Origin of the sequence: Burkholderia cepacia (assembly GCF_029962485.1) — a bacterium.
In the GTDB taxonomy this organism is placed as follows: Bacteria; Pseudomonadota; Gammaproteobacteria; order Burkholderiales; family Burkholderiaceae; genus Burkholderia.
In genome coordinates this window covers 234,360-248,936 of the sequence record NZ_CP073639.1, presented here as the reverse complement: position 1 = coordinate 248,936, position 14,577 = coordinate 234,360, and the positions used below count along the sequence as shown (strand labels likewise).

The 14,577-nt window shown below is 66.3% G+C and carries 15 protein-coding genes and 1 pseudogene; 8 read left to right on the top strand and 8 right to left on the bottom strand.

The genetic code is table 11. From position 1 onward, the window contains the following. Positions 1-104: 104 nt before the first annotated feature. Positions 105-260, top strand: coding sequence for a hypothetical protein (locus KEC55_RS32235; protein ID WP_162838121.1), 156 nt, complete (start codon positions 105-107; stop codon positions 258-260). Between the two features lie 209 nt (positions 261-469). Next, complete coding sequence (gene trpS / locus KEC55_RS32230; RefSeq protein WP_282512768.1) at positions 470-1,483, top strand: tryptophan--tRNA ligase; 1,014 nt, start codon at positions 470-472, stop codon at positions 1,481-1,483. Positions 1,484-1,492: 9 nt separating this feature from the next. On the opposite strand, the gene KEC55_RS32225 is transcribed toward trpS, so the two are convergent. After that, positions 1,493-1,906: a VOC family protein gene (locus tag KEC55_RS32225; RefSeq protein ID WP_282512766.1), complete on the bottom strand. Its 414-nt coding sequence runs from the start codon at positions 1,904-1,906 to the stop codon at positions 1,493-1,495. On the opposite strand from KEC55_RS32225, the gene KEC55_RS32220 reads away from it, so the two are divergent. Next, on the top strand, positions 1,889-2,506 hold the full coding sequence (locus KEC55_RS32220) for a nuclear transport factor 2 family protein (RefSeq protein WP_282512764.1): 618 nt from the start codon (positions 1,889-1,891) through the stop codon (positions 2,504-2,506). The genes KEC55_RS32225 and KEC55_RS32220 overlap by 18 nt on opposite strands. A gap of 18 nt (positions 2,507-2,524) precedes the next feature. Here KEC55_RS32220 and KEC55_RS32215 read toward each other — a convergent pair. The 5 genes and pseudogenes from KEC55_RS32215 to KEC55_RS32195 form a co-directional block, all read right to left on the bottom strand. Next, a pseudogene (locus KEC55_RS32215) lies at positions 2,525-2,912 on the bottom strand (VOC family protein). Positions 2,913-2,930: 18 nt separating this feature from the next. Continuing rightward, positions 2,931-3,545: an SMI1/KNR4 family protein gene (locus tag KEC55_RS32210; RefSeq protein ID WP_282512762.1), complete on the bottom strand. Its 615-nt coding sequence runs from the start codon at positions 3,543-3,545 to the stop codon at positions 2,931-2,933. A 90-nt stretch (positions 3,546-3,635) separates the two neighbouring features. Further along, complete coding sequence (locus KEC55_RS32205) at positions 3,636-4,553, bottom strand: bestrophin family protein (RefSeq protein ID WP_282512760.1); 918 nt, start codon at positions 4,551-4,553, stop codon at positions 3,636-3,638. Positions 4,554-4,716: 163 nt separating this feature from the next. After that, complete coding sequence (cydB, locus tag KEC55_RS32200) at positions 4,717-5,724, bottom strand: cytochrome d ubiquinol oxidase subunit II (protein ID WP_282512758.1); 1,008 nt, start codon at positions 5,722-5,724, stop codon at positions 4,717-4,719. A 4-nt stretch (positions 5,725-5,728) separates the two neighbouring features. Next, positions 5,729-7,129 (bottom strand): cytochrome ubiquinol oxidase subunit I, encoded by a 1,401-nt coding sequence (locus KEC55_RS32195; protein ID WP_282512756.1) that lies wholly within the window; start codon positions 7,127-7,129, stop codon positions 5,729-5,731. Positions 7,130-7,536: 407 nt separating this feature from the next. Here KEC55_RS32195 and fdhD point away from each other — a divergent pair, with 407 nt between their 5' ends. The 5 genes from fdhD (at position 7,537) to moaD (ending at position 11,874) form a co-directional block, all read left to right on the top strand. Then, entirely contained in the window at positions 7,537-8,409 is an 873-nt protein-coding gene (gene fdhD / locus KEC55_RS32190) for a formate dehydrogenase accessory sulfurtransferase FdhD (protein WP_282512754.1), read from the top strand. After that, positions 8,406-9,620: a molybdopterin molybdotransferase MoeA gene (locus KEC55_RS32185; RefSeq protein WP_282512752.1), complete on the top strand. Its 1,215-nt coding sequence runs from the start codon at positions 8,406-8,408 to the stop codon at positions 9,618-9,620. Before fdhD ends, KEC55_RS32185 begins: the two co-directional genes overlap by 4 nt. A gap of 199 nt (positions 9,621-9,819) precedes the next feature. Continuing rightward, a complete protein-coding gene (moaA, locus tag KEC55_RS32180) occupies positions 9,820-10,944 on the top strand; it encodes a GTP 3',8-cyclase MoaA (RefSeq protein ID WP_282512751.1) in 1,125 nt (374 codons plus the stop codon). Between the two features lie 47 nt (positions 10,945-10,991). Next, positions 10,992-11,564: a molybdenum cofactor biosynthesis protein MoaE gene (locus KEC55_RS32175; protein ID WP_282512750.1), complete on the top strand. Its 573-nt coding sequence runs from the start codon at positions 10,992-10,994 to the stop codon at positions 11,562-11,564. A gap of 52 nt (positions 11,565-11,616) precedes the next feature. Next, positions 11,617-11,874, top strand: a complete 258-nt coding sequence (gene moaD / locus KEC55_RS32170) for a molybdopterin converting factor subunit 1 (protein ID WP_282512748.1) — start codon at positions 11,617-11,619, stop codon at positions 11,872-11,874. A gap of 136 nt (positions 11,875-12,010) precedes the next feature. On the opposite strand, the gene KEC55_RS32165 is transcribed toward moaD, so the two are convergent. Together KEC55_RS32165 and KEC55_RS32160 are read right to left on the bottom strand one after the other, a co-directional pair. Then, complete coding sequence (locus KEC55_RS32165) at positions 12,011-12,652, bottom strand: hypothetical protein (RefSeq protein ID WP_282512746.1); 642 nt, start codon at positions 12,650-12,652, stop codon at positions 12,011-12,013. Positions 12,653-12,888: 236 nt separating this feature from the next. Then, complete coding sequence (locus KEC55_RS32160) at positions 12,889-14,313, bottom strand: PLP-dependent aminotransferase family protein (RefSeq protein ID WP_282512744.1); 1,425 nt, start codon at positions 14,311-14,313, stop codon at positions 12,889-12,891. Between the last annotated feature and the right edge of the window lie 264 nt (positions 14,314-14,577).

Genomic DNA, 14,577 nt, shown 5'->3' with positions numbered 1-14,577 from the left:
CTCGCCCGCAGGCAGCACGTCGCGCCCCACCGCAACACCCCGGCATCGCCCCCGTGCGACCCGTTGCAGTAACCGTTGGAGTGGCGCACCCCGCGCCTGCAAGCATGAAGAAATCGAAGCAGCCCACCCATCCCCCGCGCGACAAGGACCGTACGCCTTTGGTCCGCGCCGGCGCGTTGCTGCTGATGGCCGGCCTGCTGTACCTGCTGTGGCCGTCCGCCGAAACCGCGTATCTCGCGATGGAGTCGGTGATCCGCTGACGCGCTCGATCGGCCGCCCACTGCGCTATACTTGCGCGATGGAAACCAAACCCGCCTCGCCGAACGTGCATTGCTGGTGGCGCGCCTGACCCAGGCGGCCCGTTTCCTTTTGCATGTCCCAAACGTGATGCCGCCAGCCATGGCGGCATTTGCGTTTCTGCGCCGACATCATGGCTGGCGGCTTCGATAACCCGGAGCCAATGTCCACCATGACTCACCCGAACCGACCGATCATCCTCACCGGCGACCGCACGACCGGCCCGCTGCATCTCGGCCATTACATCGGCTCGCTGCGCGCGCGCGTGCAGATGCAGCACGAAGCGCAGCAATTCCTGCTGCTCGCCGACACGCAGGCGCTGACCGACAACATGGGCCGCCGCCAGCGCGTCACCGAGAACGTGATCGAGGTCGCGCTCGACTATCTCGCCGTCGGCATCGATCCGTCGATCTCGACGATCGTCGTGCAGTCGCAAGTGCCCGAACTCGCCGAACTGTCGCAATACCTGCTCAACCTCGTCACGGTCGCGCGCCTCGAGCGCAATCCGACCATCAAGGAAGAGATCCGCCTGCGCGGGTTCGAGCGCGACATCCCGGCCGGTTTCCTGACCTACCCGGTAAGCCAGGCGGCCGACATCACCGCGTTCAAGGCAACGCACGTGCCCGTCGGCGACGATCAGCTCCCGATGATCGAACAGACCAACGAACTCGTGCGCCGCTTCAACGCGACGGTCGACAAGCAAGTACTGGTCGAATGCGAGGCCGTGCTGTCGTCGGTCACGCGACTGCCGGGCATCGACGGCAAGGCGAAGATGAGCAAGTCGCTGGGCAACGCGATCACGCTCGGCTCGACGCCGGACGAGATCACGCAAGCCGTGAAGGACATGTACACGGACCCGAACCATCTGCGCGTGAGCGATCCCGGCCAGGTCGAGGGCAACGTCGTGTTCACGTTCCTCGATGCATTCGAGCCGGACGTCGCGAAGGTCGACGAGTTGAAGGCCCACTACCGCCGCGGCGGCCTCGGCGACAGCGTCGTCAAGCGCGTACTGAACGAGCGACTGCAGGCGCTGATCGAACCGATCCGCACGCGCCGCCGCGAGTTCGAGGCCGACAAGAGCGAGGTGATGGCGATCCTCAAGCGCGGCACGCTGCACGCGCGGGAAGTGGCCGGCGCGACGCTCGCGGAGGTGAAGGGGGCGATGGGGCTCACGTATTTCGATTGAGCGGCACCGTCACGGCCGCTCGCGCTCCGCCGGAGCGGCGTGACACACGGCCTCGATCCGGTTACCGGCCGGGTCGACGAGAAAGGCCGCGTAGTAGTCGCCGTGGTAGTGCGGCCTCAATCCGGGGTCGCCGTCGGACTGGCCGCCCGTTGACAGGCCGGCTTCGAAAAACGCGTGCACCTGCTCGCGCGAAGACGCCTTGAAACACCAGTGCCGCTTGCTCGTCCCGACTTCGGCGGGATCCAGATACACCGCCAGATAAGTCGATGCGATGTCGTTCGCGTTGCAACGTTCGCCATAGCCGAGCGCGGAGGGCCGGTCGTAGACCTTGGCTGCGCCCAGCGCGCCCATGACGGCATCGTAGAAGGGGCGCGCCTGGTCGATATCCGGCACGCCGATGGACACATGATCAAGAAGTTGCATGGTGTGGGCTCCGTTGAACGTGCCCGAGTCTACACAAGCACCACGTATTGCGCCGAAGCCCGCTCGCACATTGCGGCCAGGCACTTAGTCCACTCCGCCGATGTCGCGCCCCTGCGCACCCGCTATCGTTTCCCCGTCATCCACACAGTTCACGACACCATGACGCCCCAGGAATCGATCGACCGGCTGGACATCCAGGATCTGCTGACGCGCTACTGCCACGCCGTCGACCGCCGGGACTGGCGCGAATTCGAGCGGCTCTTCGCCACCAACGCACGTCTCGACTACGCGGCATTCGGTGGCCCGGTCGGTAGTCGCGCGGAAATCGCCACCTATCTGGAACAGATGACCTCGGCGATGCGCGGCACGCAGCATACGATCTCGACGTCGTTGCTGATCGTCGACGGCGACGCCGCAACCGCGCGAACGGCCGGCCAGGTGATGATGGTGTCGGCCGATGAAGCCGGCGACGATCGCGTGTGCTTCGTCGGGCTGTGGTATCGCGACCTGCTGGTGCGAACCGAATGCGGGTGGCGCATCCAGAGCCGCATGCAGGAGCGCAGCTGGATGCACAACGCGCCGCCGGTCGCGGCGCTCTGACAAAGCCCGTGCGGCGCGTTACTTCATCTGCATCAGTTGAATCAGGTTCCCGCACGTATCGTCGACGATCGCGACGCGCACGGGCCCCGCATCCATTGGCTCCAGCTTGAACTGCACGCCGAGTGCCGTGAGCCGCGCGAACTCGCCGTCGAGATCGTCGACCTGGAACGACGCAGCCGGGATCCCGTCCTCGTACAGCGCCTGCTTGTACGGCCCCACCGCGCGATGGTTGCTCGGCTCGAGCAGCAGCTCGGTGCCGTCCGGCTGGTCTTTCGACACGACGGTCAACCAGCGGTAGTCGCCCCACCGGCACGTTGTTCTTCAGCTTGAAACCGAGCTTGTCGGTATAAAACGTCAACGCCTTGTCCTGATCGTCGACAAAGATACTCGTCACGTAGATTCGCATGTCACTCTCCTGAAGCAGCTATCCGTAATCGGCGCCCGCCTCTATTCTTCGTCGAAATCGATGACAAACGCATAACCGTCGGATCAGCTTGCGCAGGTAGGCGTCGAAGTCGTCAGCGATCACCGCGTAACTGTCGGGGTCGTGCAGGAAGCGCACGACCTGCCCCACCTTGCCGCCGGGCGCCGGCGCGAAATCGATGTAGAGCTGCGACGTGCCGCCGTTGTTCATGCAGTGCGAGAAGCACAGGCGCCGGCCCATCGGCAATGCGATGTCGATGCGCGAATCGACGAGTTCGCCATCGACGTTCACATCGTCGCCGTAGATCTCCGCGATGCTGTCGCGGTACTTCGCGCCCTCTTCGAGCATCTGCCCGGCCGACAGCAGGTAATAGGGGTATTCGTAGACGTCCGACCCCAGCACCAGCACATTGATCGTCGTATCGCCGTAGTCGCGCCAGTAGGTGCCGTCAAGCTTGCCGAGCAGTTCGAGCAGGCTGGCCGGGCACAGCGGATACGCCGCACGCAGCGCGTCGAGCTGTGCGGGCGTCGCACCCGTGGCGACGGCGAGCGCCGTATTGTCGGCCTCGGGCAGCGCGGCGCGCAGGCCGGCGAGATAGGTATCGACGAGGGTCATCGCGAAGGATCCTGATTCCGGGAAACGGGCAAGCGCCATTCTAGCGCCGGCCGCAACCCCGCATGATCGCCCCGCTTTCGCGCACCCGGCCTACGTGATCTGGTACGTCGACGCCGGCACGAATTCCTCCGGTATCGGACGGTCGCCCAGTTCGAGCACCGACCGCTCGATCGTGCGCGTCATCGCATCGAGTGCGAGCGCATTCGGCGCGAGGCCGAACGGTTCGGCGACCTCGTTCGCGATCGCTTCGAGCGCGATCAGCGTGTACGAGATGAACACGCAGATCAGTGGCGTGAAGAATTCCGTCGAATCGACGAGCCCGAACGGCAGCAGCACGCAGTACGCATACACGGTGCGCAGCAGCACGCTGTACGAGAACGGAATCGGCGTCGACAGGATGCGCTCGCAACCACCCACCGATTTGCCGAGCTCGTCGAGCTGCGTCTCGAACATCCAGCAGGTCGCGTCGCTGCCGGGCGCGCGGCCCAGCGCGCGGACGATGCCGCCGCGCAGCTCGTCGAGGATCGCAACGGGTTTGAAGCATTTGCCGCCAAGCTCGACCGTGCGCTCCGCGCCGAGAATGCGCTGGAGGTCCGCGGTCGGATCGGTATGGCGCAGCTGATGCTTCAGCGCATACGTGAACGCGATCAGCAGATCGGCGAGCCGGTTGCGCTCGACGGTGCTGACGCTGTCGGGCAGGTAGCGGTTCAGTTGGGACGTCACGGTGCGCGCGGCGATCAGCAGGTTGCCCCACAGGTGGCGCGCCTCCTTGAAACGCTCGAAGCTCGCGTTGTTGCGAAACGCGAGGAAGATCGCGAGTGCGAGCCCGAACAGCGTGAACGGTGCGGTGTTGAGCGGAATCTTCTCGCCGAAGATGCGCCCGTTCGTGAAGACCGCCAGCGTGCTGACGATCGCCATGAACACGAGTTGCGGAATGATCGATTGCAGCACGGAGCCGTTCCATACGAACAGCATCCTGAGCCAGTTTTGTCGTGGTCTGACGATCATGGTGTTTTCTCGACTGCCAAAGGAATGCGCGGCGCGGCACACCCGCGCCCGATGTGCAACGGCCCGCGCGTGGCGGGCCGCTGTCGGTCGGGTGCGGTGCCGGAGGCGCGCTGCGCGTGATGATACGCCCGCGCACGCCGCGCCCCGTCACATCGCATGCTGCTCAGTGATAGCCGACGTCGCCCTCGCGCACCTTGCCGCGGAATACGCGGTACTGCATCGCGTTGTACACGAGGATGATCGGCAGCACGATCACGGTGCCGACAAGCGCGAACAACTGGCTCGAATGGCTCGACGACGCCGCCCAGATCGTCAGCGAAGGCGGCACGATGTTCGGCCAGATGCTGATCACGAGCCCCGTGTAGCCGAGGAACACGAGCGCGAGCGTCAGCAGGAACGGCGTGGCCTCATGTTCACGCTTCACCGTATGGAAAATGCCCCACACGCATGCGACGACGAGGACTGGCACCGGCAGGAACCAGCCGAGGTTGCCGCTGCCGAACCAGCGGTGCGCGACGGCCGGCAGCCCGATCACGGTCCACAGGCTCACCACGCCCATCACGGCGAGCAACACGCCCGCGAGCGGCTTCATCAGCAGCCGCATCTTGCGCTGCAGTTCGCCGTCGACCTTCAGGATCAGCCAGCCGCAACCAAGCGTCGCATACGTGACGAGCACGCCGATCCCGCAGAGCAGGCTGAACGGCGACAGCCAGTCGAACGGCCCGCCCGCGAACTGGTTGTTCTCGATCTTGATGCCCTGCAGCAGCGAACCGAGCACGATCCCCTGGCAGAACGCCGCGAGCGCGGAACCGCCGATGAACGCGAGATCCCACATGTGTTGCGTGCGGGTGGCCTTCGCGCGCAATTCGAACGCCGCACCGCGGAAGATCAGGCCGACCAGCATCAGCACCAGCGGCAGGTAGTTCGCGGGCAGCAGCGTCGAATACACGACCGGGAACGCGCCATAGAGGCCCGCGCCGCCGAGCACGAGGAACGTCTCGTTGCCGTCCCATACCGGCGCGACGGTGTCGAGCATCACCTGGCGCTCGGCCTTCGCATCGAAGAACGGAAACAGCAGGCCGATACCGAGATCGAAGCCGTCCAGCATCACGTAGATGAATACACCGAGGCCGATGATCGCGGCCCACACGACAGGAAGATCGATTTGCATGGCTTTACTCCGCTTCGGTGACGTTCAGCGGCGTGGACAGCGCGCTCTTGCGCAGCCCCGGATGCCGGTGCAGCTCGATGTACCCGGCCTGGGCAGCCGGCCCGCGCCTCATCAGTTTCAGCATGTAGTAGATACCCGTCCCGAATACCAGGAAATAGACGACCACGAAGATCAGCAGCGACACGCCGACCTGCTGCGCGCTCAGCGGCGCAACCGAATCGATGGTGCGCAGCACGCCGTAGACGGTCCACGGCTGCCGCCCGACCTCGGTCGTGATCCAGCCGGCCAGCAGCGCGACGATGCCGGAAGGCCCCATGCAGACCACGAACCACTGGAACCAGCGCGTTTCATAGAGGCGCCCGCCCTTTCTCAGCAGCAACCCGAGCAGCGCGGTGAGCAACATCAGCATCCCGAGGCCGGCCATGATCCGGAAAGTCCAGAAGATGATCGGCGAGTACGGGCGATCCTGCGGCGGGAATTCCTTCAGCCCGCGAATCTCGCCGTCCCAGCTGTGCGTGAGGATCAGGCTGCCGAGGTGCGGCACCTGGATCGCATAGCGCGTGGTTTCGGCCTGCATGTCGGGCAGCCCGACGAGATTCAGCGCGGTGCCGCCCTTCTCGGTTTCCCACAGCCCCTCGATCGCCGCGATCTTCGCCGGCTGGTATTCGCGCGTGTTCAGCCCGTGTGCATCGCCGACGACGATCTGGATCGGCGCGAGCACGAGCAGCATCCACAGCGCCATCGAGAAGCTGCGTTTCACCGGCTCGTCGCGGCGCCCCTTCAGCAGGTGCCATGCGCCGCACGCGGCAACGATGAAGCCTGCGACGATGAACGCCGCGATCGTCATGTGCACGAGACGGTACGGGAACGACGGATTGAAGACGATCTTGAACCAGTCGACCGGCACGACGAGGCCGTTCTCGATCTTGTAGCCCTGCGGGGTCTGCATGAAGCTGTTCGACGCGAGGATCCAGAACGTCGAGATCAGCGTGCCGACCGCGACCATCAGCGTCGCGAAGAAGTGCGCACGCGGGCTGACACGCTGCCAGCCGAACAGCATCACGCCGAGGAAGCCCGCTTCGAGGAAGAACGCGGTCAGTACCTCATACGTAAGCAGCGGCCCCGTGATGTTGCCCGCGACGCGCGAGAAGCCGGCCCAGTTGGTGCCGAACTCGTACGCCATCACGACGCCGGAGACCACCCCCATCCCGAAGCCGATCGCGAAGATCTTCGACCAGAACTGGAACATGGATTTGTAGGCGGCGTCGCCGGTGACGAGATAACGCCACTCCAGGACCGCCAGGAAGCTCGCCATGCCGATGCTGATCGCGGGAAACACGATGTGGAACGACACCGTGAATGCGAATTGCAATCGGGCGAGATGGAACGCATCGAAGATTTCCATGACCGTAATTTGCTCGTGATTGTGAGGACGTACGCCCGAAGCAGGAAATCGCGCGACGGCTTGGCGACAACACATGCGAACACAAACGGTCACTCGCATGGCATCGAAGCGTGAATGACGATATCGCGTTTGCAACGATACTCGCAATCACTCGAACGTGCGCTGAAACTGTGCTGCTTCCGTCGCCGAAGATGTGTGTACGGAAAACACATTTCGTGCCCGCGGGATGGTCAGCTGTACTGCTTTCCGCGTTGCAGCGCTGTGCCTGCGGCGCGCTGTTCACTCCACTTAACATGTTATGCAACGCCTGCCCGAGGCGGTAGTGCGCCCACCCGGCGCCCCCCCCGGCGGCACCGATTCCCGTCGTCCGGCGTACGCACCGGACGATCCGCCTGGAGAAAAAACGCATGGAGTCCCGCACCCGATTCGACGATCCGACCGGCAGCGCCGCGTGTCAGGTGACGCGTCATCGCGCCGGCGAAGCGCGCGACACCGTCGATCGCGTCGTCGAGGAAACCCCGGTTGCACTCGTGTTCAACGGCATCTCGCACACGGTCATGATGGCGACGCCGATCGACCTCGACGCGTTCGGCCTCGGCTTCGCGCTGAGCGAAGGCATCGTCGAGCGTGCGTCGGACGTATTCGACATCGAGAGCGAATGCCGGCCCGGCAGCGCCGAAGTGCGGCTCACCGTGTCGCAGCAGGCGTTCATGGCGCTGAAGGCCCATCGGCGCGCGCTGGCCGGACGCACGGGTTGCGGTGTCTGCGGGATCGAAAGCATCGCGCAGCTCGACCTGCACCCGCCGCGCATCGCGGCCGCCGGCGCCGCGGCCGGCATCGGCGCCGACGCGATTGCACGCGCCGCCCGCACGCTGCCGGCCCACCAGGCGCTGATGCGCGAGACGGGCGGCATCCACGCAGCCGCGTGGTGCGACCGCGACGGCGCCGTGCGCGACGTGTTCGAGGACGTCGGCCGCCACAACGCGCTCGACAAGCTGATCGGGCATCTCGCGCGGCGCCGCGCCGACCTGCACGCGGGCTTCGTGTTCCTGTCGAGCCGCGCGAGCTACGAACTGGTGCGCAAGGCCGCGCGGGTCGGCATCCCGATGATCGCGACGATCTCGGCACCGACGTCGCTCGCGATCGACGTCGCCCGCGAAGCCGGCGTCCGGCTGCTCGGCTTCTGCCGCAACGACGGCTTCGTCGAATACGTGTCGCCCGACGCCGTTCACCCCGACCAACCGGCGCTTGCGCCCGCGCACCCGGCCCTATTGTCATGAAACACCTGTTCGATTTCGATACCGCGCAACAGCACTTCGCCGGCGCGTTTGCCGCGCTTGCGACCACTGCCTCCCTGCCGGTCGCCGAAGCAGCCGGCCACGTGCTGGCCGCGCCGCTGACCGCCGTGCTCGACCAGCCGCCGGCCGACCAGAGCGCGATGGACGGCTATGCCGTGCGTCACGCGGATCTCTCGCATGGCGAGCCGCTGCGCGTCGCGCAACGCTGCTATGCAGGCGACACGCCGGCGCCGCTGGCCGCGCGTACGGCGGCGCGCATCTTTACCGGCAGCGTGATTCCGCCCGGCGCGGATACCGTCGTGATGCAGGAGCATGCACGCGAACAGGACGGCTGGGTCACGTTCGACGTGCCGCAGCGCAGCGGATCGCACATCCGCCGCCGTGGCGAGGAAGTGCGCGCCGGCGACCTGCTCGTGCCGGCCGGTGTGCGGATGGGCGCGATGCACGTCGGCGTGGCCGCCGCACAAGGTTTCGCGCGCATCGATGTGCGTCCGGCGCTGCGCGTCGGCATCCTGACGACCGGCGACGAGCTCGTCGCGTGCGGCCAGCCGCGTGCGCCGCAGCAGATCTACAACAGCAACGCGCCGATGCTCGCCGCGCTGGTGTCCGGAACCGGTGCCAGCGCGGCGATGAGCCTGCATGCGGCCGACACGGCGGCGGCCGTCGATCGTGCGCTGCGTGACCTGCACGCGGGTTGCGACCTGGTGATCTGCGTCGGCGGCGCATCGGCCGGCGACAAGGATCTGTTGCGCCCCGCGCTGACCGCGCTCGATGCATCGTTCATCGTCACCGGCGTGCGGATGAAGCCCGGCAAACCGGTTGCGCTCGCGCGGCTCGACACGCGGCCCGTCGTGCTGCTGCCCGGCAATCCGGGCGCCGCGATGACGACATTCGCGCTGCTCGTCGCGCCGTTGATCCGCCGCCTGCAGGGGCGCGATGCGTGCCTGCCGGTCGTGCCGTCGCTGCCGATCGACACCGGCTTCGAGCCGGATGCGCAGCGCGAACGCTTCGTGCGGGTGCGCTGCACGGTCGGCGCCGATGGCGTACCGGTGCTCGATACGCTGCGCCAGCAAGGCGCCGGCACGCTGCAGTCGCTCGTACAGGCGAGCGGGCTTGCGCGGCTGCCGGCCGGGCGAGCCGTCGCGCGCGGCGACGCCGTACCGTATTACGAATTTGCGCACTGGCTCGCATGAGCGCGACGCCGATCACGCGCCCGATGCGGTGCCTGCGCCGCGCCCGCCGCACGGTGAACTGTATTCCTGCAATTCGGGCGCGATTGTGCCTCTGCCGGCAAAACCCGGCGGACTATGCTCACGATGAGGCTCGTCACGACCTGTGCGCCGACACGTCGGTACCCGCACGGCCGACCGGCGACGCCCCTCCGCTTACTTCATGCAGGCCGACGAACCGATCGTGAATGCCATCGCTTCAGCCGCGCCGGCCGCCGCCGCTTCATCCGGCGGCGCATCGCCCGGCGCCTTTCCCCGCACGTCCGACACGCTCGGGCGCCCGCTGCGCGACCTGCGCCTGTCCGTGATCGACCAGTGCAACTTCCGCTGCGGCTACTGCATGCCGCGCGAAAGTTTCGGTGCCGACTATGCATTCATGCCGTCGTCCGAGCGGCTGTCGTTCGCGCAACTCGAAAGGATCGCACGCGCGTTCACATCGCTCGGCGTCGAGAAGATCCGCATCACGGGCGGCGAGCCGCTGCTGCGCCGCAACCTCGAGACGCTGATCGAGCGGCTCTCCGCACTGACGACCGTCGACGGCAAACCCGTCGAAATCGCGCTGACGACCAACGGCTCGCTGCTCGCCGCGAAGGCGCGCTCGTTGCGCGACGCCGGGTTGTCACGCGTGACCGTGAGCCTCGACGCGCTCGACGATGCCGTATTCCGCCGGATGAGCGACACCGACGTGCCCGTGTCGCGCGTGCTTTCCGGCATCGAAGCCGCGCACGCAGCCGGGCTCGCACCGGTCAAGGTCAACGCGGTGATCGAGCGCGGCGCGAACGACGACCAGATCCTGCCGCTCGTGCGCCACTTCCGGCATACCGGCGTGGCGATACGCTTCATCGAATACATGGACGTCGGCGGTGCGAGCTTCTGGTCCGGCGACAAGGTCGTACCGGCCGCGCGAATGCGCGAACTGATCGACGAACACTATCCGCTCGTGCTCGTCGGCGAACCGGGGCACGACGCGACCGCGATCCGTTGCGCGCACATCGATGGTGCGGGTGAAGTCGGCTTCATCGCGAGCGTGTCGCATCCGTTCTGCGGCACCTGCTCGCGCGCCCGCGTATCGGCCGACGGGCAGCTCTATACGTGCCTGTTCGCGACCCAAGGCACCGACCTGCGGCCGTGGCTCGACGAAACAGCGTCGACCAACGATCTCGCGGCCGCCGTCCGCGATCGCTGGATGCGGCGCGACGACCGCTATTCCGAGCGCCGGGCCGCACGGCCGGCCCGCGCGCCGGGCAAGACCTATCCGACCGTGCGCATGTCGCTCGTCGGCGGCTGACCGGCCGCCGCGCGACACAGGACGCGCCGCCTACAGGAGAACGTGTCATGACAACCTTCACCGAATCCCGCGCCGGGCTGCCGGACGATCCGTTGCGTGCCGGCGGTCACCCGCTTCCCGCCGATGCGGCCGACCCGCACACCGAACCGCCGCCCGCGATCGCCGCCGGCTTCGAAGTGCGCGTGCAGTACGCGCCGATCGATGCAGGCGCCGAGCTCGCGCCGATCGTTCGCAATCCGAATGTCGGTGCCGTCGTGAATTTCCTCGGTGTCGTGCGCAAGGAAGGCGACGTCGACGACGTCGTCGCGCTGGAAGTCGAGCACTACCCGACGATGACCGAACAGGCGCTGTGGGGCATCGTCGAGGAAGCCAGCGCACGCTGGCGGCTCGAAGCGGTCAAGATCGTGCACCGCGTCGGCCGCATTCCGCTCGGCCAGGCCGTCGTGCTGGTCGTGGTGGCCGCCGCGCATCGCGCGTCCGCATTCGATGCTTGCGAATTCCTGATGGACTTCCTGAAGACGCACGCGCCGTTCTGGAAGAAGGAGATCCGGCACGACGGCGAATCCGGCTGGGTCGAGGCGAAGACGCACGACGACCAGGCGATGCGGCGCTGGGGCTGACTGCATTCTCTATGTGCTTTCCGATTCCGCCGACTCCATTCAAGACATCGCCATGAAACTGACGATCAAATACTTCGCGAGCATTCGCGAACAACTCGAACGCGACGAGGAAATCGTCGAGATCGATGCACGCGAACTCACCGTCGATGCGCTGCGCGGCACGCTGGCCGCGCGCGACGCGCGCAGTGCGGATGCACTGCGGATGGACCGCCCCGTGCGGGCAGCCGTGAACCTCGAGATGGTGACCGGGGAATTCGTCGTGCGCGAGGATAGCGAGGTCGCGTTTTTTCCGCCGGTGACGGGTGGGTGACGCGACGCGCGGATCACGAACGCACGAACCCCGTTCCGGTAGTTGTCCGCGATCGGGAACAGGTCGTCGGGGCTGATCGTGATCCCGTGCCCCTACGCGCTGGTACCGCCGCAACGCGCCGGCCACACGGCGCGTGTCAGCCGATGATCCGCCGGTCGTGCAGATCGGCGGCGATCTTGCGCAGCAGCGCGTCGACGGTTGCTTGCTGCCGCTCCGCGTAGACGTCGCGCTTGCCCCACTGCACGCCCATGTAGCTGGCGTCGGCCGCGCCGGTCCAAAGCGGTGTGCCGTCGCTGTCCGCCAGCGACGCCGTGATCTTCAGCGTCGCGCGAAAGCCATCCTGCGTGCCGGCATCCCTGAGCAGCAGGACGGGCAGGCGATCGTGCTGCCGGTTGTCGGCAAGCAGCGTGGCGACGAGGTCCGTCTCGACCGAACGGACCTGTGCGTCGACGCCGTATGCCTGCAGGATCGGCGGCACGTGCCGGGCGACCACGTCTCCGTCGGTTGCGTACGTGCGCGTGTCGCGTGTCGGGTCGTTGCCGGACGACGGCGCGTGGACCGCAGTGTCGTCTTCATAAATTACGAGCAGACGGGTCAACGGCGCGTCCGGCTGCCGGACGGTGTGGCTCGTCAAACCGGAATCGGCGCTACCCCCGATTACCGGCCCGGGGCCCATGTGGAGCGGGACCGTTGCGCGCGGGACTTCCTGCGCGATGACCGGAAACACCGCACCCAGTGCGGCGACCCAGCACGCGGCAGCCATCGACGATCTTTTCATTGCGCTGTCCTGTCTCGGAGCATTCCACAAGCATAGCCCAGTGCTTGGGCTGCGTGGGTGCTGCGCCCGGGCTGACCGGCCGACCCGGACGCCCGTACGTGCTTGCCGGCCGGCCGCCTTCGACTCGCCCGGGCGCCGACCGAATCGCTCGAGCGGCACGGGCAACGCTTCAAAAAAAACAAAGCCGGCACAAGGCCGGCTTCGTCATCGACACGCACGACACCGCGCGCCTCCATTCACCGCATGCACGCCGCGGCCAGCTTCCCGACCATGATCACCGCCTGCTCGATCTCCGGCGACCATGGGCTGCTGTAGTTCAGCCGGATGAAGTTCCGGTAGTTGTCGGTGATCGAGAACATGTAGCCAGGCCCGATCGTGATGCCCTGCTCCAGCGCGAGCTGATACAGCCGCATCGCATCGACCTGTGCGGGCAACTCGACCCACAACACGTAGCCGCCCGCCGGGCTGGAAATACGCGTGCCTTCGGGGAAGAACCGCGACACCATCGCCCGCATCAGGTTCGCCTGCTGCGCATACGCCTTGCGCAAGCGCCGCAGGTGATGCTCGTAGCCGTCGCGTTCCAGAAACTCCGCGATCGCCAGCTGCGGCAGCGACGGCGTCGCCAGCGTATTCAGGAATTTCAGCTTCTCGACCTGATCGCGATAACGGCCCGGCAGCGCCCAGCCAATCCGGTAGGCGGCCGTCAGGCTCTTCGAGAACGACGAGCAATGCAGCACGATCCCGGTCCGGTCGTAGGACTTCAGCGAACTCGGATGCGTATCGCCGAAATACAGTTCGTTGTACACGCCGTTCTCGATGATCGGCATGCCCGTCTTCGTTGCGAACTCAACCAGCTCGCGTTTGCGCTCGTCGGGCATCTGGAAGCCGAGCGGGTTCTGGAAGTTCGGCATCACCATGCACGCGGCAATCGGCTGCGACTTCGCGATCGCGGCCAGCGCCGCGATGTCGATCCCGTATTCCGGATGCGTCGCGACTTCGATCGCCTTCATCCCCATCCGCTCGATCGCGTGCAGCATCGCGTAGAACGTCGGCGACTCCACCGCGATCGTGTCGCCCGGCTTCGCGACCGCCTGCAAACACAGGTTGATCGCCTCCGTCGCGCCGACCGTCACGATGATCTCGTTCGGGTCCACCGACATCCCGTTTTCCAGGTAGCGGCGCGCGATTTGACGAATCAGCCGCGGATGGCCGGGCGGCAGCCCGTCCGTCACACCCCACAGCGATTTGTCGCGGCCGGCAGCGTACGCATAGCGGTTCAGCTTCTCGAACGGAAACAGGCTCGGGTCCGGGTACGGCGAGCCGAGCGGCACCGCATCGTCGGTGCCGATCGAGCGCAGCGTCGACAGCACGAGCCGGCTCACGTCGACCGACGACGAGATCGCGATCGGCTTCGACGGCCGCAGCTCGCGCACCGGTGCGTGGCTGTCGTCGCGCCGCAGGTTCACGAAATAGCCCGACTGCGGCCGGCTTTCGAGCAGCCCGCGGCTTTCCAGCAGCAGGTAGGCATGCAACACGGTCGTGATGCTGATCCGGTGCTGCTGGCTCGCCTGCCGCACCGACGGAATCCGGTCGCCGTGCCGGTACACGCCCTGGCGGATCAGGCGCTCGATGTCGTCCGCGAGTTTTTCATAGAGTTTCATCGTGCGTCTCCCGCCGGCATGCGCAGCCGCGCCGCCATGCCGTGTGCGTCCGACACGCACGTGTTTCGCCCGCCGACCGGGCCGTCGTGATTCCTGATCTTTCCCTCCGGTTTTGCCTTTTCCATCGCACTGGCTCTCTCTTGAAGATGCGCCGACAGGGTTCCGGTACGACTGGATCTGCGGCACTGTGCACTTGATGATGGAATCTTAAGAGCAGAACAGTTGGCGGCGAGTACACACATCGACCACGCGAACAAGAGTACA

Excerpts from the sequence above, each read along its gene's own strand:
- KEC55_RS32185 (WP_282512752.1), top strand. The coding sequence starts at position 8,406 with ATGAAACACCTGTTCGATTTCGATACCGCGCAACAGCACTTCGCCGGC.
- cydB (WP_282512758.1), bottom strand. The coding sequence starts at position 5,724 with ATGCAAATCGATCTTCCTGTCGTGTGGGCCGCGATCATCGGCCTCGGT.
- KEC55_RS32225 (WP_282512766.1), bottom strand. The coding sequence starts at position 1,906 with ATGCAACTTCTTGATCATGTGTCCATCGGCGTGCCGGATATCGACCAG.
- KEC55_RS32165 (WP_282512746.1), bottom strand. The coding sequence starts at position 12,652 with ATGAAAAGATCGTCGATGGCTGCCGCGTGCTGGGTCGCCGCACTGGGT.
- KEC55_RS32220 (WP_282512764.1), top strand. The coding sequence starts at position 1,889 with ATGATCAAGAAGTTGCATGGTGTGGGCTCCGTTGAACGTGCCCGAGTC.
- trpS (WP_282512768.1), top strand. The coding sequence starts at position 470 with ATGACTCACCCGAACCGACCGATCATCCTCACCGGCGACCGCACGACC.
- KEC55_RS32210 (WP_282512762.1), bottom strand. The coding sequence starts at position 3,545 with ATGACCCTCGTCGATACCTATCTCGCCGGCCTGCGCGCCGCGCTGCCC.
- moaD (WP_282512748.1), top strand. The coding sequence starts at position 11,617 with ATGAAACTGACGATCAAATACTTCGCGAGCATTCGCGAACAACTCGAA.
- moaA (WP_282512751.1), top strand. The coding sequence starts at position 9,820 with ATGCAGGCCGACGAACCGATCGTGAATGCCATCGCTTCAGCCGCGCCG.
- KEC55_RS32205 (WP_282512760.1), bottom strand. The coding sequence starts at position 4,553 with ATGATCGTCAGACCACGACAAAACTGGCTCAGGATGCTGTTCGTATGG.
- KEC55_RS32195 (WP_282512756.1), bottom strand. The coding sequence starts at position 7,129 with ATGGAAATCTTCGATGCGTTCCATCTCGCCCGATTGCAATTCGCATTC.
- KEC55_RS32160 (WP_282512744.1), bottom strand. The coding sequence starts at position 14,313 with ATGAAACTCTATGAAAAACTCGCGGACGACATCGAGCGCCTGATCCGC.
- fdhD (WP_282512754.1), top strand. The coding sequence starts at position 7,537 with ATGGAGTCCCGCACCCGATTCGACGATCCGACCGGCAGCGCCGCGTGT.
- KEC55_RS32235 (WP_162838121.1), top strand. The coding sequence starts at position 105 with ATGAAGAAATCGAAGCAGCCCACCCATCCCCCGCGCGACAAGGACCGT.
- KEC55_RS32175 (WP_282512750.1), top strand. The coding sequence starts at position 10,992 with ATGACAACCTTCACCGAATCCCGCGCCGGGCTGCCGGACGATCCGTTG.